This window comes from Patulibacter medicamentivorans (genome assembly GCF_000240225.1).
GTDB lineage: Bacteria > Actinomycetota > Thermoleophilia > Solirubrobacterales > Solirubrobacteraceae > Patulibacter > Patulibacter medicamentivorans.
On sequence record NZ_AGUD01000057.1, the window covers coordinates 17,137 to 34,863 of the forward strand.

The 17,727-nt window shown below is 73.3% G+C and carries 17 protein-coding genes; 5 read left to right on the forward strand and 12 right to left on the reverse strand.

Going from position 1 to position 17,727, the window contains the following annotated elements; translation table 11 throughout:
- The first annotated feature begins 41 nt into the window (after positions 1 to 41).
- Genes PAI11_RS25765 through PAI11_RS06300 form a run of 4 tightly spaced genes read left to right on the forward strand, consistent with a single transcriptional unit; the run spans position 42 to position 4,213 of the window.
- Positions 42 to 698 (forward strand): PilW family protein, encoded by a 657-nt coding sequence (locus PAI11_RS25765; RefSeq protein ID WP_040598669.1) that lies wholly within the window; start codon positions 42 to 44, stop codon positions 696 to 698.
- Positions 695 to 2,056 (forward strand): type IV pilus modification PilV family protein, encoded by a 1,362-nt coding sequence (locus PAI11_RS06290; protein WP_007572045.1) that lies wholly within the window; start codon positions 695 to 697, stop codon positions 2,054 to 2,056. Before PAI11_RS25765 ends, PAI11_RS06290 begins: the two co-directional genes overlap by 4 nt.
- On the forward strand, positions 2,053 to 3,405 hold the full coding sequence (locus PAI11_RS06295) for a DUF7305 domain-containing protein (protein ID WP_040598671.1): 1,353 nt from the start codon (positions 2,053 to 2,055) through the stop codon (positions 3,403 to 3,405). Before PAI11_RS06290 ends, PAI11_RS06295 begins: the two co-directional genes overlap by 4 nt.
- Before the next feature lie 46 nt (positions 3,406 to 3,451).
- Positions 3,452 to 4,213, forward strand: a complete 762-nt coding sequence (locus PAI11_RS06300; RefSeq protein WP_007572048.1) for an enoyl-CoA hydratase-related protein — start codon at positions 3,452 to 3,454, stop codon at positions 4,211 to 4,213.
- Positions 4,214 to 4,227: 14 nt separating this feature from the next.
- Here the strand turns inward: PAI11_RS06300 and PAI11_RS06305 are convergent, their stop codons facing one another.
- From PAI11_RS06305 to PAI11_RS24025, 12 genes are all read right to left on the reverse strand, one after another.
- Positions 4,228 to 4,782: a hypothetical protein gene (locus PAI11_RS06305; protein WP_007572049.1), complete on the reverse strand. Its 555-nt coding sequence runs from the start codon at positions 4,780 to 4,782 to the stop codon at positions 4,228 to 4,230.
- Positions 4,782 to 5,351: a nitroreductase family protein gene (locus PAI11_RS06310; RefSeq protein WP_007572050.1), complete on the reverse strand. Its 570-nt coding sequence runs from the start codon at positions 5,349 to 5,351 to the stop codon at positions 4,782 to 4,784. Before PAI11_RS06310 ends, PAI11_RS06305 begins: the two co-directional genes overlap by 1 nt.
- On the reverse strand, positions 5,348 to 6,010 hold the full coding sequence (locus tag PAI11_RS26880; protein WP_007572052.1) for a hypothetical protein: 663 nt from the start codon (positions 6,008 to 6,010) through the stop codon (positions 5,348 to 5,350). Before PAI11_RS26880 ends, PAI11_RS06310 begins: the two co-directional genes overlap by 4 nt.
- Positions 6,011 to 6,077: 67 nt before the next feature.
- Entirely contained in the window at positions 6,078 to 6,971 is an 894-nt protein-coding gene (locus PAI11_RS06320; protein ID WP_007572054.1) for an ABC transporter ATP-binding protein, read from the reverse strand.
- Positions 6,968 to 8,041 carry an ABC transporter ATP-binding protein gene (locus PAI11_RS06325; protein WP_007572056.1) on the reverse strand — a complete coding sequence of 358 codons (1,074 nt, stop codon included), beginning with the start codon at positions 8,039 to 8,041 and terminating at the stop codon, positions 6,968 to 6,970. Before PAI11_RS06325 ends, PAI11_RS06320 begins: the two co-directional genes overlap by 4 nt.
- The gene (locus PAI11_RS06330) at positions 8,038 to 9,045 is read right to left on the reverse strand and encodes an ABC transporter permease (RefSeq protein ID WP_007572058.1); all 1,008 of its coding nucleotides are present in this window, start codon (positions 9,043 to 9,045) and stop codon (positions 8,038 to 8,040) included. Before PAI11_RS06330 ends, PAI11_RS06325 begins: the two co-directional genes overlap by 4 nt.
- 67 nt (positions 9,046 to 9,112) lie before the next feature.
- Complete coding sequence (locus tag PAI11_RS06335; protein ID WP_007572059.1) at positions 9,113 to 10,930, reverse strand: ABC transporter substrate-binding protein; 1,818 nt, start codon at positions 10,928 to 10,930, stop codon at positions 9,113 to 9,115.
- 38 nt (positions 10,931 to 10,968) lie between these two features.
- Positions 10,969 to 11,949: an ABC transporter permease gene (locus PAI11_RS06340; RefSeq protein ID WP_050897139.1), complete on the reverse strand. Its 981-nt coding sequence runs from the start codon at positions 11,947 to 11,949 to the stop codon at positions 10,969 to 10,971.
- Between the two features lie 275 nt (positions 11,950 to 12,224).
- The gene (gene dtd, locus PAI11_RS06345) at positions 12,225 to 12,650 is read right to left on the reverse strand and encodes a D-aminoacyl-tRNA deacylase (protein WP_007572061.1); all 426 of its coding nucleotides are present in this window, start codon (positions 12,648 to 12,650) and stop codon (positions 12,225 to 12,227) included.
- A 62-nt stretch (positions 12,651 to 12,712) separates the two neighbouring features.
- Positions 12,713 to 13,645, reverse strand: a complete 933-nt coding sequence (locus PAI11_RS06350; protein WP_007572062.1) for an AEC family transporter — start codon at positions 13,643 to 13,645, stop codon at positions 12,713 to 12,715.
- A gap of 22 nt (positions 13,646 to 13,667) precedes the next feature.
- Positions 13,668 to 14,138 (reverse strand): GNAT family N-acetyltransferase, encoded by a 471-nt coding sequence (locus PAI11_RS06355; protein WP_007572063.1) that lies wholly within the window; start codon positions 14,136 to 14,138, stop codon positions 13,668 to 13,670.
- Positions 14,135 to 14,794: a TlpA family protein disulfide reductase gene (locus tag PAI11_RS24025; protein WP_050897140.1), complete on the reverse strand. Its 660-nt coding sequence runs from the start codon at positions 14,792 to 14,794 to the stop codon at positions 14,135 to 14,137. The genes PAI11_RS06355 and PAI11_RS24025 overlap by 4 nt, the downstream gene beginning before the upstream one ends.
- Positions 14,795 to 15,008: 214 nt before the next feature.
- On the opposite strand from PAI11_RS24025, the gene PAI11_RS06365 reads away from it, so the two are divergent.
- Positions 15,009 to 17,727 (forward strand): DEAD/DEAH box helicase (locus PAI11_RS06365; RefSeq protein WP_040598673.1); only part of this gene is annotated, 2,719 nt, incomplete at its 3' end.

Here is a 17,727-nt window from a genome sequence, read left to right on the forward strand (position 1 = left end):
GGACGTGACGCTGCGGGCCGTCCTGCGCCGATGCCTCCTGTGTGCACTCCGCACATCGCCCACGCCACGCCGGTGATCCCGGCTTCCGCCGACCGGCCCGCCACCGCGGGCCCTCGCCCGCCGGACCGGCCACCGCTCGCGGCCAGCGCGGCTTCGCGCTGGTCGAGCTGCTGACCGTCTGCGCGATGCTGGCGGTGGTCACCGGAGCGCTGCTGTCGCTGCTGGAGACCGCGACCCGGATAGTCCCGCGCGACGTCGAGTGGAGCCACGTCGTGACCGAGAGCCGGACCGGCCTACGACGGCTGGTCCGCGAGCTGCGGCAGGCCGACGCGATCCACGGCGCGACGCCGAACGCGGTCGACTTCGAGGTCACGATCGGCGGCCGGCAGCGGCGGGTGATGTACGCCTGCGACGTGCCCGACAGCGCGCCGGCGGAGCGCCGCTGCACCCGGGTCGAGGCCGCGCCCGGCGCGGCGCTGCCGGCCCCGGCCAGCGGCGCGCCGGTGATCGGGCGGCTGCGCAACGGCACCCTCGCCGACCCGGTCTTCAGCTACACCCCGGACGCGATCGCCCCCCGCCACGTCGAGGTGCGGATCCGCGTGCCCTCCAGCGGCGAGCGGTCGCGCTCCGGCGGGCCCGTCCACGACGTGGTGCTCCACGACGGCGCCTACCTGCGCAACCAGGACCTGGTCGGATGAGCCGGGGGCGCGGACAGGCCGGCTTCACCCTGATCGAGATCCTCGCCTCGACGCTGCTGCTCGCCGTCGGCCTGCTGTCGACGGCGATGGTCGTCGACGGTGCCCGCGACCTGACCTCGGTCTCGGAGCGGACCGCCGCGATGACCCACCGGGCCGAGGACGAGATCGAGCGGGTCCGGGCGCTCGGCTACGCCGCGATCGCGATGGACGGCGCGCCGAGCCGCTCCTCCGACCCCGCCGACCCGAGCTCCGTCCTGACCGCCGGCGATCCGCCGGGCATCCGGCCCGACCGCGCTTCGCCGGCCAGCGAGCCGCTGGTCGTCGACACCGCGCAGGGCCGGGTCTCGGCGACGCCGCGGACGTGGGACGACGGCCGGCTGCACGGCACCGTCCGCGTCTACGTCAGCTGGCACGCCGACGGCCACTGCGGGAGCGGCTGCCCGACGTCGCGCAACACCAAGCGGATCACCGTGGCGGTCACCTCGAGCGACAGCGCCGCCGCGCACCGCGGCCCGGTCTGGCTCTCGACGATCGTCGCCGACCCGAGCGCCGCGCCGGCCGGGCTGGTCGAGGACGGCGTCCGCAACCCGCTGGCCGATCCGGAGACCCGCTGCCAGCCCGACAGCGGCCCGACGGTCCCCTGCACCAGCTCGATCGGATCCGACAGCGCGGCCGGCTGGTTCCTCTACGACACCCCGGCGACGAAGGCGACGTGGACGGCCACCAGCGGCGACCACCCGACCCATCCGACGATCGCCCCGACCGGCCTCTGCAGCGGGCTGACCGCCGCGCTCGCGATCGGCTGCCCGGTCCCCGACCTGATGGGCGAGGACCCGACGCCCTCCGACGGTGGCGACCAGGCCGACCCGCCGCCCGACCGCTCGACCGACCAGGGCGGTTCGGCGGGCAGCGGCGGCCGGGTCCTGCGGCGCGACGTCTCGTGCGGCGGTAGCCCGTCGTCGGACAACCACCGCAGCCAGCTGTGGGTGACGCCGCCGCAGGCCACCACGCGAACGCTGACCGGCAGCGGCGGGATGACGCTCTTCACCCGCACCGCCGGCGGCGCCACCGCCGCCGTCACGCTCTGCGTCCGCTTCTACGTCGTGCCGGGCTCGATCCTCAACCTGATCGCGATGCCGCCGGTCGCGCTCGGCACCGTCAGCTACGCGCTCGCCGCCTGGCCCGGGGTCACCACGCCGGTCTCGTTCACGTTCTCGCTGCCCGGCAGCGATCTGCGGATCGGAGCCGGGGAGCGGCTCGGGGTCCGGATCTGGGTCGCGGCGTCGGCCGAGTCGGACGTGGTGGTGGCCTACGACGACCCGGCCCTCCAATCCTCGCTGCAGGTGAACCTGCGATGACCGCGATCCCTCGATCCGGCCGCGACGGCGAGCGAGGAGCCGCGATGCTGGTCGCCCTCGGCGTGCTGCTAGTGACCCTGCTGCTCTCGGGGCTCGCCGTGGCGGCCGCGACCGACGGCAACCGGATGTCGAACGACGACGTCGACGGCAAGCGGGCGCTGCAGGCGGCCGAGGCCGGGCTGCAGACCGCGCTCTACCGGATCAACATGCTCCAGCCCGCGGCCGATCGCTGCGTCACCGACGCCGTCGTCGACCCGGTCGCCGGCCGCTGCCCCGAGCACGGTCCCGAGGCGCTCGGCAATGGCGCGTCGTTCTCGTACCGGACCAGCGTCGAGCTGCCGGCCGGCAGCGGCTGCGCCGGGATGCCGGTCCAGGCGCAGACGGCCCTCAGCCAGCGCTGCGTGACCGCGACCGGCAACGTCCACGGCGTCGTCCGCCGGGTCCAGACGCGGATCGCGTCCTACGCCGCCACCCCGCTGTTCCCCGTCGCCGGCCTGCTCGGGCTCGAGCGCGTCGACCTCAGCGGCAACGTGCGGATCGACACGCCGGCCGCGACCAACGGCGTGTTGAGCATGAACGGCAACGTCGACACGGCCGGGGTCGTCCTCGGCCCGGCCGGCAGCAGCCGCCGGACCGGCAACGTCAGCTCCGGCCCGATCGTCCAGCGGACCGCCGCCCAGGGGCCGTTCGTGCTGGCCGCGGTCGATCCGGGCAACTCCGCGACGGTCAACGACGACCAGCGGATCGCGAACGGGCTGCGGACGCCGCCGCAGCCGCCGTTCGACACGGTCACGTCGCAGTCGGGCCTGTCGTTCGACCCGGCCACGCGCGCGTTGCGGAGCACCGGCAACACGACGCTGACGCTCGGCGGCGGGGTCTACAACTTCTGCAGCATCTCGATCTCCGGCAACTTCACGGTCGTCGTCGCGCCAGGCGCGCGGGTCTCCCTCTACGTCGACTCGCCCGACGACCCGAACTCCGGCTGCCCGGCCGGCTCGGGCGGCGTCAGCGTCACCGGCAACTTCGCGTCCGGCTCGGCGACCGGCGACCCGACCTCGCTGCAGCTGTACCTGTACGGCACCAACGACGGGCTCGGGCGGCTGACGATCAACGGCAACGCCACGCTCAACGCCACCGTCTATGCGCCGCGGACGAACCTGGTCGTCGCCGGCAACGCCCGGATCCGCGGCGGGATCGCGGCGCGCTCGGTGACGATGTCGGGCAACGGCTTCCAGTGGGACGAGCGCGCCGGCGGGCTCCAGACCGGCAGCCGCGGCATCTACTACCGGACCGCCTGGCGCGAGTGCACGCCGCGGCCGACGGGCAGCGACCCGGCGTCGGGCTGCTGAGCGCGGCGGGTACGCTGCGGCCCGTGTCCGCGACCGCCGCCCGCCGATGACCGCCGATCCCGTCCGCGAGGAGGTGACGGTCGCGATCGCCGACGGCGTCGCCACCATCGCCCTCGACGCTCCGGAGCGCCGCAACGCCCTGACCGTCGCGATGGCCCGCGCGCTGATCGCCGCCTGCGAGCGGATCGACGGCGACCCCGCGGTCGGCGCGGTCGTCGTGACCGGTGCCGGCGGCTACTTCTGCGCCGGCGGCGACCGGCCGACCCTGGCCGACGCCGGCGCCGCTCCCGCCGACCCCGACCAGTTCACGGGGATGGGCGAGATCTACCGCTCGTTCGCCCGCGTCGGCGAGCTGCAGCCGCCGACGATCGCGGCGATCGTCGGCGGCGCGGTCGGCGCCGGCATGAACCTGGCGATGGCGACCGACCTGCGGATCGTCGCCGCCGACGCGCGGCTGATGTCCGGGTTCATCCCGATCGGCCTCCACCCCGGCGGCGGCCACGGCGTGCTGCTGGGTCGCAGCGGCCCGCGTGAGGCGGCCGGGGCGCTGGCGCTCTTCGGGCAGCCGATCGACGGCGCCCGGGCCGCGGCGCTGGGCCTCGCGTGGGAGGCGCTGCCCGCCGAGCAGGTCCTGCCCCGCGCCCAGGAGCTGGCCGCGATCCCCGCCGCCGACCCCGAGCTGGCGCGGCGGACCGCGCAGACCCTGCGGCTGGAGCTGGGCCCGCCCGGCCTGCCGTGGCCCGCGGGCCTCGAGCTGGAGCGCGCGTCGCAGATGTGGTCGATGCGCCGCAAGCACCTCGGCGGCTGACCGCCGCCCGGCCGTCAGTGGCCGGGGGTGGTGGCGGCGCCGTCGGCCGGCGGGATCGGCTTGTCGTTGAGCAGCTGCTCGACGCCCGAGTCGACCCGCCACGGGATCCCGGGGTTGCCCTCGGTGTCCGGCCCGCCGCTGGTCCCGTCGCCGGCCACGCGCACGACCCCGAAGCGCAGCGCGGCGCCGCGCCCGCGGACCACGACCGTCGCCCGATCGCCGCTGCGGCGGACGCTGAAGTCGAGCTTGGAGATCACGCGGTCGAACGAGGTCGGCTCGTCGACCTCGCCCGGCAGCAGCGACGGGGTCTTGCTCAGCGCCGCCCGGCACGATCCCGCCGGCCCGCGGTCGAGGCGGGCGCGCGCCGGGTCGGACAGCAGCCCGCAGGCCCGCAGGCCGTTGGCCTCGCCGGTCGCCGCCTGCAGCAGACGGCTGACCGCCGTCCGCGGGTCGTCGTCGGGGAACTTCTGGGCGTCGCCGCAGCCGCTCGCCGCGAGCCCGGCGACCGCCAGCAGCAGGACGGCGCCGAGGCGCGAGCGGGCAGCGCCGCCGAGGGTGCGACGGCGCATCAGGCGAGGAACTCGAGGATCTCGGCCACGGCGCGCCGGTCGGGCGTGCGGACCTCCTGGCGCAGCGGGCCCAGGTGGATCAGGCCGAGGACCTGCTCGCCCTCGGGCACGCCCGCGGCCGCGCGACCGGCCGGCTCCAGCAGCACCGCCGGCGTGCGCCAGTAGGCGGCCAGGCCTCGTGCGTGGGCCGCCAGCAGCAGCCCGTAGACCGCGGCGGCGGTCGCGTCGCGATCCTCCAGCGCCACCCGCGGATCGGGGTCCTCGACGACCGAGGCGACGATCAGCGTCGGCGCGCGGTCGAGCTTGCCGGCGGCGTCGGCCGGCGACGCGTCCTTGAGCGCCTGCAGCGCCCGCGGGCCGAGGACCCGGAAGCGCCACGGCTCGGTCAGGTGGTGGTTGGGCGCCCAGCGGGCCAGCTCGACGAGCTCGCGGACCGTCTCGGGATCGACCGGCTCGGGTCCGTAGACCTTGTGCGTCCGGCGGGTCCTGATCGCCTGCTCGAGGCTCAGCGACGGCGCGCCCTCGCCGCTCGCCGCCGGAGCCGCGCCGCGCTGCGGGGAGCCCGTCACGCCGGGTGGTCCTCGCCCTCGTCCTCGTCGTCCTCGGCGTAGAGCGACTCGCGCGCCAGCTCCTTGCCGTCCCCCGCCAGGACCGCGATCTCGAGCGTGTCGCCGTGGTAGTCGTCCGGCGCCAGCAGCGTGAAGGCCCCGTCGCGGACCGGGCAGCGGTCGACGACGGTGCCGTCCAGCTCGGCGATCGCGTGAGCGGCGCCGGCGACCAGCGGCCGGCCCCAGACGAGCGTCATCGCGGCGGTGTCGCCGTCGCCCCGCCACGCCCCGACGACCGTCTCGCAGAGGTCGATCTTCCAGTCGGGGTTGTTCTCGGCGACCTCGGAGGTGATGTCCGCCTCGCCCTCGAGCGCCTGCGGCTCGCCGCCGTCCTCGGAGGCCGGGATGAACCGCACGTGCCCGTACAGCTCGAGCCCGGTGCTGGTGCGGGTCGACACGGGGAGGAAGGTCCGCCCGTGCCAGGTGCGGTCCGGGAACCAGGTCGGCTCGCCGGGGTCGCCGACCCCGCCGGACTGGGCCTCGTCCTCGGGATCCAGCTCGACCTCGCGGGCCGCGACGAGGAACGCCGCCTCCAGCCGCTCGGACCAGCGGCCGTAGGGCGCCGTCTCCTGCGGCGGCTCGGCCGCGTAGCGGGGCAGGAAGCGCTCGAGCTCAGGCATCGCCGGGCAGTCTACGAAGCGGCGGGCCCTGTGCGGGCAGCCGGGCGCCGCGCCGCTCGGATCCGGGCTAGCCCTCGGCGGCGGCGACGCCGACGCCGTCGATCTCCGCCTGCTGCTCGCGCTGGCGCTTGCGCGCCCCCGGCTCCGGGATCGGCACCGCGTCCAGCAGCCGCTGGGTGTACTCGTGCTGCGGCGCCGCGAAGAGCTGCGCCGAGTCGGCCATCTCGACGATCTCGCCGGCGAACATGACCGCGATCCGGTCGCACATGTAGCGCACGACGGAGAGGTCGTGGGCGATGAACAGCAGCGACAGGCCGAGGTCGCGCTGCAGCCGCCGGAGCAGGTTGAGGATCTGCGCCTGGATCGACACGTCGAGCGCGGAGACCGGCTCGTCGGCGATCAGCAGCTTCGGCTCCAGGGCGAGCGCCCGCGCGATCCCGATCCGCTGCCGCTGGCCGCCGGAGAACTCGTGCGGCAGGCGGTTGTAGTGCTCAGGGTTGAGCCCGACCAGGTCCATCAGGTCCTGGACCCGCTTGGTCCGCTCCTTGGCGTCCTTGGCGACGCCGTGGACGATGAACGGCTCGCCGATGATCGACCCGACCGTGTGGCGCGGGTTGAGCGACGAGTACGGGTCCTGGAAGACCATCTGGACGTCGCGGCGGAACGGCAGCAGCTGCTTGCGCCCCATCTTCGCGACGTCGGTGCCCTCGAAGCGGATCTCGCCCGAGGTCGGCTCCTCGAGCCGGCAGATCATCCGCGCGGTCGTCGACTTGCCGCAGCCGGACTCGCCGACCAGGCCGAACGTCTCGCCGCGGAGGACGTCGAAGCTGACGCCGTTGACGGCGTGGACCTGCTCGTGGTTGCCGCCCAGCACCCCGCCGCCGCTGCCGAACGTCTTGCGCAGGTCGCGGACCTCGAGGATCGCGTCCCGGGCCGGCGACTGCTCGTCTGCGGCGCTCATGCGGCGTCCTCCTCGGCCGACGTGATCCCGACGGCCGCGGCCGCCTCGCTCGGACTGCGGCCGGCGGAGAGCGCGTCCCAGACGCGGGCCCGGCGCTCCTCCGGCATGTCGCAGCGGACACGGTGCTGCTCGTTGCCGGCGACCGCGTCGAGGGTCGGGTCCTGCTCGCCGCAGCAGCCGCCGACGTACGGGCAGCGGGGCTGGAACGAGCAGCGGCCGGTCAGGTGGATCAGGCTCGGCGGGCGGCCCTCGATCGGCACCAGGTCGACGTCCCGCGGAAGATCGAGGCGCGGGATCGAGCGCAGCAGGCCCCAGGTGTAGGGGTGCCGCGGCTGGCGGAAGAGCTGCTCGACCGGCGCCTGCTCGACCACCCGGCCGGCGTACATCACGACGATGTCGTCGGCGATCTCGGCGACGACGCCGAGGTCGTGGGTGATCATCACGACGGCCATCCCCAGCTCCTGCTGGAGCCGCTCGAGCAGCGCCAGGATCTGCGCCTGGACGGTGACGTCGAGCGCGGTCGTCGGCTCGTCGGCGATCAGCAGCTTCGGGTCGTTGGCCAGCGCCATCGCGATCATCACGCGCTGGCGCATGCCGCCCGAGAACTCGTGCGGGTAGTCGTCGACCCGCTGCTCCGGCTTCGGGATCCCGACCAGCCCGAGCAGCTCGATCGCCCGCGCCCGGGCCTGCTTCTTGGTGACGTCGCGGTGGGCGCGGATGCCCTCGGTGATCTGCGCGCCGACGCGGTAGAACGGGTGCAGCGAGGACAGCGGGTCCTGGAAGATCATCGCGATCTCGTTGCCGCGGATCCGCTGCAGCTCGCGGTCGCTGGCCGTGACCAGGTCGCGTCCGCCGAACAGCACCTCGCCGGACACCTGGGCGCCGGCGCGGCGGGTCAGCCCCATCAGGGTCAGCATCGTCACCGACTTGCCGGATCCCGACTCGCCCACCACGCCGAGCACCTTGCCGGGCTCGACGGTGAAGCTGACGCCGTTGACGGCGTGGACGTCGCCGTCCTCGGTCGGGATCGCGGTCCGCAGGTCTCGGACGTCGAGCAGGGGTTCCGTCATGCGAGCCTCACGCGCGGATCGATCACCGCGTAGACGATGTCGACGAGGATGTTGGCGATGATGATGAAGAACGCGGCGAAGAGCACCGTGCCCTGGATCACGGGCAGGTTGCTGTCCTGGATCGCGTCGTAGGACAGCCGGCCGATGCCCGGGATGTTGAAGACCGACTCGGTGAGCACCGCCCCGCCGAGCAGGATCCCCAGGTCGAGGCCGAAGGCGGTCACGATCGGCGTGATCGCCGCGCGCACCGCGTGGCGCATCACGACCCGCCGCCGCGAGAGGCCCTTGGCCTCGGCCGTGCGCACGAAGTCCTGGTCGAGCGTCTCGAGCAGGTTCGCCCGCATCAGCCGCGCGTAGATCGCGGCGAACGAGAGCGAGAGGATGATCCACGGCACCAGCAGCGAGGTGAACCACGCCCCTGGGTCCTGGGTCAATGGCTTGTAGGACCCCGTGTTCGGGATCAGGTGGATCACGCCGTAGCTCTGGGAGAGCAGCGCCAGCACCACCAGGGCCAGCCAGTAGACCGGGGCCGAGATGCCCAGCAGCGCGCCGCCCATCGCGATCCGGTCGAAGAGGCTGCGGGGGCGCAGCGCCGACAGGATCCCGATCGCGACGCCGACGACGAGCCAGATCACCGCGGCGCCGAGCGCCAGCGAGATCGTGGCCGGCAGGCGGCTGGTGAGCTGATCGGCGACGTCGGCGTTGTTCGAGTAGCTGAAGCCGAAGTCGAAGTGCAGGACGACCTGCTTGATGTAGTGGAAGTACTGCTCGTAGAGCGGGCGATCCAGGTACAGCATGTGCCGCACCCGCTCGATCTGCGCCTCGTCGGCGCCCTTCCCGGCTCGCTGCGCGGCGGGGTCGCCGGACGGCAGGGCGTAGAAGATCAGGAAGGCGACCAGGCTCACGACGAGCAGCAGGAAGACCATCCAGACCAGTCGACGCGCGATGTAGCGCGAGGTCGGCGATCCGAGCGCGCGGAGCGGGGAGGCGAGGGAGCGAGTCATGTCACGGAGGGGGTCGGTCGGGGGTGCGGCACCGCACCCCCGACCGGGGTTTTCGTGGCTCGATCGGCTACTTCGTCAGCGACGTGTAGGCGAGGTCCCAGATCGAGTTCCAGGTGGCGATCACGCCGTGAACGCCCGGACCCTGGATGCTCGACTGCGTGTCCCACAGCCACGGGATGGCCGGCACCTGCGCCGTGATGTCCTTGTCGGCCTGACCGAGGATCTGGTTGCGCTGGGCCTCGTCGGCGGTCCGTCCGCCCTTCTCGACCTCGGCGTTGATCTTCGGGTCGCTGAAGAGCGACGGGTTGTTCATGTTGATCGGCTGGATGCCCTTGTCGGTGAGGACCGGGGCGATCATCGGGTAGGCGTCGACGAAGTCCGGCAGCCAGCCGAAGTTCGGGCAGCCGTCGACGGACTCCATCGCCTTCACGACCTGGCAGAACTTCTGGTACATCGTGATGTGCTTGACGCTCTTGACCTCGACCTGGATCCCGATCTTGGCCAGGCTGTTCTTCGCGACCTGGGTCGTCTCGCGACCGGGCGACTCGGTGTCGCCGACGAACACGACCTTCGGGCCCTTGTACATGCCGTCCTTGAAGCCCGCCTTCTTCAGGTAGGACTTCGCCAGCTCGAGGTTGCCGTTCGCCGAGGCGAGGAAGTCGGCGCCGGTGCCGTTCTCACCGCCGGCCTCGTCGAAGCCCGGCGAGCCGGGGAACAGGAAGTGCGTCGCGATCTCGCCGACCAGCGGGCCGCCGCGCTGCTTGCGCATCGCGCTGCGGTCGAGGATCGCCGCCGCGGCCTTGCGGACGTTGAGGTCGTCGAACGGCTTCTTCTTCGTGTTGAGCGCGATGTAGCGGTTGCCGAGGGCGCTGAACGTGATCTGCTGCGGCGCCTGCTTGACGTAGCGGGCGACGCCGTCCGACGGTGCCGGGTCGAGGCTGATCGTGCCCTTGGTGTTCTGGATCTCGCGGGCGTTGACCGACGAGTCGCCGCCGATCGCGACGTCGATCTGGTCGACGTAGGCCGGGCGCGGGTCGCCGCTCGCCTTGCCGTTCCAGGCCGGGTTGCGGACCAGCGTCAGCGAACGGCCGGCGCTGTAGCTCTTGATCATGTACGGACCGGTCGCAGCCTGCAGCGTCGGGTCCTGGTCGAACGGGTTCGGGGTCTTCTTGTCCTTCGGCTCCGCGTACTCGCGCGGGAACGGCGAGGACAGCGGCAGCACGAGCGCCTTCGACAGCGTCGCGCCCGAGGGGGCCTTGAGCTTGAAGACGATCGTCGTCTTGTCGGGCGTCTCGATCCCCTTGATCTTGCCGCCCTTGGCCTTGTCGGCACCGATGATGTCGCCGAAGTAGGAGGCGAAGTAGCCGTTGGCGACCGACGCCGCGAGGCCGCGCTCGATCCCGTACTTGACGTCGTCGCTGGTCACCGTGCGGTTGACCGGCGGGCCGAACTTGACGTTGTCGCGGATCTTGACGGTGACCGTCTTGCCGTCGGGGGAGACCTCGGCCGGACCCGTGGCGAGGTCGGGCAGGACCTTCGAGCTGTCGGCCGGATCGTAGGTGTAGAGCTGGCGATGGACGATCGAGGTGACGATGTAGTCGCCCTGGAAGTAGGCGGTGCCCGGATCGAGGTGCTGGAAGCCCTCGGCCGAGCTGGCCTTGAGCGTGCCGCCCTTCTGCTGGTCGGCCGTGGGGACCGCCTTGTAGAACTTGCCGGACTCGACCTGGGCCGGACCGGAGATCTTGTTGGCGGTCTCGATCGAGACCCCGCCGCCGGAGCCGCTGGAGCCGTTGCTGCTCGAGTCGTCGCTGCCGCAGGCGGTGATGCCGAGGGCGAGGGATCCGGCTGCGCCGATGGCGACCAGCCGTCGTACTGTCCATTCCATGGAGTACCTCCTGGTGGGGGTCGAACGTGTCACCGGATCTACCGGCGCTTGCGAGGGTTGAGCGCGTCCTGCAGGCCGTCGCCGAGCAGGTTGAAGGCGAGGACGGTGGTCAGCAGCGCCAGGCCGGGGAAGAGCATGAACCACCACTGGTCGGGGTTCTTGGAGGCGTCGCCGAGCATCTGCCCCCAGCTCGAGGTCGGGTCCTGGACGCCGACCCCGAGGAACGACAGCGCCGCCTCGAAGAGGATGTTCTGCGGGACCAGCACCGTCGAGTAGACGATGATCGGCGCCACCAGGTTCGGCACCAGGTGGCGGAGCATGATCCGCCACGGCGAGGCGCCGATCGACTGGGCGGCGAGGACGAACTCCTTCTCGCGCAGGGACAGCACCTGTCCGCGCACGATCCTCGCGATGTAGGGGAAGCCGGCGATCGCGATGATCAGGACGACGACCGGGACGCCCGGGGTGATCAGCCCGCCGAGGCAGCCGTTGCCGATGCTGCAGGCCGAGGCCAGGCCGATGCCCAGCATCAGGATCGGGAACGCCAGCAGGACGTCGAGCATCCGCGACACGATCGCGTCGACCCAGCCGCGGAAGTAGCCGGCGATCACGCCGACGAGCGTCCCGAAGACCACCGAGAGGGCGGTCGAGAGCAGGGCGACCGAGAGCGAGATCCGCGCGCCGTAGATGACCCGGCTGGCGACATCGCGGCCGAGCTGGTCGACGCCGAGCGGGTTGGCGCCGGTCGGCCCCGTCGGCTGGCCGAACTCGTCGACCGCGTTGGAGTTCTGGAAGTCCGGGGCCGGGAGCCCGAAGAGCTTGACGATCAGCGGCGCCAGGATCGCGATCGCGATCAGGCCGACGACGACCCAGAGGCTGACGACCGCGACCCGGTCGCGCTTCAGCCGGGCCCACATCAGCTGCCGCTGCGATCGGGCGACCGGTCCGGACTCCGCTGGCCCTGCGGGGACGACGGCGGATGGGTCCGGGCCGGGGTCGGCCGCGATCGAGGTGCTCATGTGGTGAGGAGTCCTGGAGGGGGACGTAGGGCACGTCCGACGTGACGGCCGTCAGCGGCCGCTTCACGTGGCTCGTGAACCAATCGTGAATCGACTCTACAGATGCCCCGGATGACGGTGAGGTTTCCTGACCAAGAACGACCGTGCGCGATTGTCCAAGCGGACAACGGCGCTCGCGAAGGCCCTGTGCCACGCGTGCGCGAAACGTTTGAGCGACTGGCCGGAGGGCCCGCGGGACGGCGCTTGCAGCGTCGCCGGAGGGCCCCCGCGGAGGCTCAGCTGGACTCCCGTTCGACCATGACGGTGACCGGACCGTCGCCGGCCGAGAGCACGGTCATGTCGGCGCCGAAGACGCCGCGCGCGGCGCCGATCCGGGTGCAGAAGCGCTCGTAGAGCGGCTCGGCGATCGGCCCCGGCGCGGCCCGCGACCAGGACGGCCGCGTGCCGCGGCGGGTGTCGCCGTAGAGCGTGAACTGGCTGACGCAGAGGACCTGCCGCTCGCCGAGCGGTTCGTCCATCCGCCCGTCGGCCCCGGCGAACAGCCGCAGGCTCGCGACCTTGTCGGCGACCCAGTCGCAGGTCGCCTCGTCGTCGTCGCGGGCGACGCCGAGCAGCACCAGCAGCCCGGGCCCGATCGAGGAGACCTCGCGGCCGTCGACGTGGACGGCGGCCGAGCTGACCCGTTGGACGAGAGCGCGCACCGGCCGAGGGTGACCGATCTCGCGGTCCGGCGGTCGGCCGGTCGCCCCGCTCGCGCCGGGCCTCAGATCCCGGCGACCGCGACGACGACGGCCCCGAGCGTCACCAGCGCCGTGGTCCAGACGATCGCGCCGGCGATCGGGCGCAGGTCGAGGTCGAAGCGGTGCGCCACCAGCATCCCGTTGAGGCCGGTCGGCGCGATCGCCTGCAGCAGCATGCCGTCGGGCAGGTCGAGCAGCGCCAGCGAGACCGCCAGCACCAGCGCCGGCGCGACCACCAGCCGCAGCAGCACGACCACGGCGATCTCGCGGGTGAAGCGCGGCGGCAGCACCGGCACGCCGTGCTCGGCCTCGGCGGCGAGCTGGATCCCGACCACCAGGAAGCCCAGCGGCAGCAGCACGACCACGACGTCCTGGGCGATCTCGTAGGCCCAGCCCGGCGCGTCGAACGGCAGCACCAGGCCGAGCACCGACGCCCACAGCAGCGGGTTGCGGAGGAAGGCGGCGAGGCGCTCGCCGCGCGCGTCGCCGCCGCTGCCGACCGTCGGGCTGAAGGCCGCGCCGATCGCGAAGGCGACCGCGAAGAACATCGGGCCGCTGACGAAGCTGTCCCACGCGACCGCGTTGCCCAACTGGTCGCCCCCGAGCGTCGCGCGCGTGAACGGCAGGCCGAAGTAGCCGGTGTTGGCCAGCACCACGGCCAGGATCAGGCCGCCGGTGGCCGGTCGCGACAGGCGCAGCAGCCGGGTCGCCGCCAGCCAGGCGAGGGCGCCGACCACGGCCAGCACCGCATAGGCGGTGACGACCCCGCCGACCACCGCGCCGTCGACGTGCAGCCGCGAGACCAGGACGAAGTAGACCGGCGGCAGGACCCACAGCAGCATCACCTGCATCACCGACCGCGACCCGCGCTCGGCCGCGCCGTGCCAGCGACGCTCCGCGAGGACCCCGGCGAGGGTCGCCGCGACCATCGCGGCGACGAGGACCGGCAGGCTCATCCCGCGGCGGCGAGCGATCGACTCACGGGCGGCGACGGCGGCGCGGCGGCACCACGGCCTGGACCATCCAGACGTGCGGGATGCCGGCCTCGTCGAAGACCTCGCCGACCTCCTGGTACCCGGCCTTGCGGTACAGGGCCGCGGCCTCGACCTGCGCGGCCAGCCGCAGCTCCTCGGCCCGCTGGTCGAGCGCGTACTCGTAGGCGCGCTGCAGCAGCCGCGAGGCGATCCCGCGCCCGCGCCACGCGCGCTCGACCGCGACCCGGCCGACCTTGATCGTGCCGCCGTCGGCGACCAGCCGCATCGTCGCCACGACCGTGCCGTCCGGAGTCACGGCGACCGCGTGGCGGGCGACGTCGTCGTGCTGGTCGACCTCGAGCTCGCGCGGGACCCCCTGCTCGTCGCAGAAGACGCGGATCCGCAGGTCGAGCGCGGCCCGCAGGTCGCGGGCGTCGCGCACCCAGCGCAGGCTGATCGGACCGGGCGTGCTCATCGGCTCGGCCTCCCGACCGACTGGAGGCCGCCGTTCGCCCCGGGCGCGGGACGGGCCCCGGCGTAGCGCCGCAGGTCGCGCTCGAAGTCGGCGAGGCTCGTGTAGACGCCCTGCTTGACCTGGACGATGTCGCCCTTGGCGTCGAGGAAGATCGTCGACGGGTAGGTGACGTTCGCCTCGAGCGCCGAGGCGATCTGCTCGTCCGGGTCGCGGACGTGGGGGTAGAGCGTCGGCTCGCGGCGCAGGAAGCGGCGGGCGTCCGCCGGCTCGTCGCCGCTGTTGAGCCCGACGAAGGCGACGCGCGACCCGTGGTCGGCGGCGGCCCGGCGCAGGATCGGGAACTCGGTCCGGCAGGGGCCGCACCACGAGGCCCACTTGTTGATCACGACCGGGTGCCCGCGCAGGCGACGGACGAGCGCCACGAACTCGTCGCCGTTCACGCGCAGCAGCGCGTCGCCGTCGGCGTAGAGCCGCCGCAGCGCGGCCGGGGCGCCGCGGACCTGCTGGCGCGCGTCGGCCACGGAGGGCACGCGATCGGGCCGGCGAACCGCCCCGTCGCCCCCACCCTGCGCGAGCCCGATCGCCGTCACGACGACGATCGCGACCACCACGGCGGTGGCCGCCAGGGCGCGTCGAGACGGACGGCGGAGGCGCACCCCTGGAAGGGTCGCACAGGCGAGCCGCACCCCACCACGCGACGTCCGCCGCGCGACCGCACCGCGCCGGTCGCAGTCCGGTACTGTTCTGGTTGCCTGCACGGCTGGGATCGACTGTCTTCCCGGTCCCGTCCGCCGGCACGCTTCGTCGCCGATCCGCGTTGTGGTCGCTGCGGCGACGGGTCCTCCCCGTATTCCTTCCATCCTGCCTGGCATGGCGCAACGTCCGTCGGTGACCGCGGAGGTCACCCCCGTTCCCTCGCACGAAGACGTCGTGCGCGTGGCCGCGTTCACTCGCGAGCCCTTCGTCTGCGACGACGAAGTGGCCGTCGAGGTCCTCGCGCCGGGGACGATCCGCCGCCAGGCGTTCGAGGCGGCGCGGGCCGAGCTCGATGCGGGCGCCGCGATACCGAGCCAGAAGTGGCGCCGCCGCTGGTCGCTGCTGCTGGGGCTCGATCGGGTCCTGCACTACGACGAGCCGGCCCTGGCCGACGGGACGACGCTCAACCCGCACCAGGTCGACGCGCTCTCCGGCACCTACGCCGCGCTGCTCAGCGACGCCCAGCGCCGCGCCCGCGGTGGCGGCGGCGACGAGGACGACGAGCTGGTCCTCTCGTTCGAGGAGCCGCCCGCGCCGGAGCGGGACGAGCCGCCCGCCGCGCCGCCGCCGTCCGACGCCGAGGAGCCGGAGGAGGACGACGACGAGGAGCGCGATCCCGACGAGGACGACGAGGACCGCGGCAGCGTCGAGGACGAGCTGGAGGAGCTGCCCGAGCTGGACCCGGCGATCGCCGCCAAGCTCGACTCCGCCTACGACGACGAGGCCGAGGAGGACGTCGACGAGGACATCGACGAGGTCGCGCTCGACGATCCCAACGCCCACAAGCGCTTCTGGTTCGAGCACGCGACCGGGGCCGGCAAGACCGTCGCGGCGATGGGCTTCGTCGAGAGCTGCCAGTCCGGCGGCGTCCTGATCCTCACCCACCGCCGCAACCTCGTCGACCAGTTCATCGGCGAGATGGACGACCGCGGATACAAGGACCGCCTGAGCAAGCCGCTGCTCGGCGACGCCGACATCGCGGCCGGCCACCCGGGCCCGGTGACGGTCGAGACCTACCAGTGGTTCGTCCGCAACGCCGGCCAGATCTCGGGCGCCTACACGGTCGTCATCTGCGACGAGGCCCACACCGCGCTCGGCGACAAGACCTCGGCCGCGATCCGCGCCTGGACCGGCCCGATCTTCATCGGCATGACGGCGACGGGCGCCCTGATCGCCCGCCACGTCACCGACCTCTTCCCGACCCAGACCTCGCGCTTCGACCTGGCGCAGGCCGCCCGCCGCGGCGTGATCTCGCCGCTGCGCTCGCTGCGGATCCCGCCCGGCCCCGGCGTCCGCACGATCGCCAAGGTCCCGCTGCGCAAGGGCGAGGTCGACATGGAGTTCGATCAGGACGAGCTGGCCAAGCTGCTCGACCAGGTCCCCTTCAACCTCGCGATCGCCGACCTGTACAAGACGCGCTTCCGCAACGCGCCAGGCGTGGTCTACGCCGCCGGCGTCAAGCACGCCTACAACGTGGCGGAGAGCTTCCGCGCCGCAGGCATGAAGGCCGAGGCGGTCAGCGGCGAGACGAACAAGCGCGAGCTGGCGAAGATCCTCGCCGACTACGAGGCCGGCGAGATCGACGTCCTGGTCAACGCGCAGCTGCTGGCCGAGGGCTGGAACTCGCCGCGGGCGACGGTCTGCATGCACCTGGCGCCGACGGCGTCCAAGCGCATCTACCAGCAGCGGGTCGGCCGCGTCACCCGTCGCCACCCGGGCAAGGAGGCCGGCGTCGTCGTCGACTTCGTCCACCCGGCGACGACCCACGACGACCCGGTCGTGACGCTGCACTCGCTGCTCGACCGCGACGTCTACCGCGGCGGCGCGATCGTCGTCGGCCCCGTCCGTCGCGGTCGCGGCCGGCGGGTCAAGGTCGAGCGGCGCGTGCTGCCGGTGACGCCCGACATCGAGCGCCGTCGGCTGGTCTTCGAGCGCGAGCTGTGGCGGATCGCCGTCGAGCAGCTGGACTGGGGCGAGCAGCGGGTGTGGGCCGCCCTGGCCGGCGCGAAGGCGTCGCCGACCAACTGGCGCCGCGCCCGCGCGATGCTCAACTTCGACCGCACCGGCGAGCTGCGTCGCCAGTTCCTGGTGACGGCGCTGGAGCGCAACCGCAATCCGCAGCTGCGAATCCGGGCGGTCCAGGAGATCGCGGTCCTGAAGGAGCCGGAGCCGTTCGACACGGCGATCGACCAGATCGGGCAGTGGCCCCGCGACGAACGCCGCGAGGCCTCCCGGATCCTGCTGCAGGCGATGGCCGACCGCCGGATCGGTCGCCGCGACCAGGCCACCGCCTGGATCTGGCGCCTGGCCGGCTGGACCCGCGACCTGCACGAGGAGTACGCCGCCCAGCGCTGGCCGGCGACCAAGCACCTGCTGGGGCTGCTGGTCAACTCCTCGGGCGCGGCCCACGCCCGCAACGCCCGGCGGCTGGTCCACGCCGCCCGCCAGCACGACCGCCGGCTGCAGGCCGCGCTGCTGGCCGCCGCGGTCGCCCACACGCCGGAGGCCGAGGAGGTCCTGCGCGAGGCGCGGACCCGCCTGGCCCGCAAGCCGGGCGCGCTCAGCCGCGACCTGCTGAAGGACTTCCCGAAGGGCAAGAAGCGCAAGAAGCGGCCGCGCAAGAAGAAGCCGGTGGCGGTCGCCGCCGGAGCGGTCGCCGAGGGCGCCGCGATCGACGGCGCCGTGGCGGACGACGGGGCCGAGGCGACGGCGGGCGGCACGGCGGACGGCGGCGCAACGCCGGCCAACGGCGGCAGCGGCGGCAACGGCGGTGGCAACGGCAACGGTGGCCAGCGCTCGTCGCGACGGTCGCGACGGCGGCGCGGCAATCGCG

Excerpts from the sequence above, each read along its gene's own strand:
- PAI11_RS06290 (WP_007572045.1), top strand. The coding sequence starts at position 695 with ATGAGCCGGGGGCGCGGACAGGCCGGCTTCACCCTGATCGAGATCCTC.
- PAI11_RS06295 (WP_040598671.1), top strand. The coding sequence starts at position 2,053 with ATGACCGCGATCCCTCGATCCGGCCGCGACGGCGAGCGAGGAGCCGCG.
- PAI11_RS06300 (WP_007572048.1), top strand. The coding sequence starts at position 3,452 with ATGACCGCCGATCCCGTCCGCGAGGAGGTGACGGTCGCGATCGCCGAC.
- PAI11_RS06305 (WP_007572049.1), bottom strand. The coding sequence starts at position 4,782 with ATGCGCCGTCGCACCCTCGGCGGCGCTGCCCGCTCGCGCCTCGGCGCC.
- PAI11_RS26880 (WP_007572052.1), bottom strand. The coding sequence starts at position 6,010 with ATGCCTGAGCTCGAGCGCTTCCTGCCCCGCTACGCGGCCGAGCCGCCG.
- PAI11_RS06320 (WP_007572054.1), bottom strand. The coding sequence starts at position 6,971 with ATGAGCGCCGCAGACGAGCAGTCGCCGGCCCGGGACGCGATCCTCGAG.
- PAI11_RS06325 (WP_007572056.1), bottom strand. The coding sequence starts at position 8,041 with ATGACGGAACCCCTGCTCGACGTCCGAGACCTGCGGACCGCGATCCCG.
- PAI11_RS06330 (WP_007572058.1), bottom strand. The coding sequence starts at position 9,045 with ATGACTCGCTCCCTCGCCTCCCCGCTCCGCGCGCTCGGATCGCCGACC.
- PAI11_RS06335 (WP_007572059.1), bottom strand. The coding sequence starts at position 10,930 with ATGGAATGGACAGTACGACGGCTGGTCGCCATCGGCGCAGCCGGATCC.
- PAI11_RS06340 (WP_050897139.1), bottom strand. The coding sequence starts at position 11,949 with ATGAGCACCTCGATCGCGGCCGACCCCGGCCCGGACCCATCCGCCGTC.
- PAI11_RS06350 (WP_007572062.1), bottom strand. The coding sequence starts at position 13,645 with ATGAGCCTGCCGGTCCTCGTCGCCGCGATGGTCGCGGCGACCCTCGCC.
- PAI11_RS06355 (WP_007572063.1), bottom strand. The coding sequence starts at position 14,138 with ATGAGCACGCCCGGTCCGATCAGCCTGCGCTGGGTGCGCGACGCCCGC.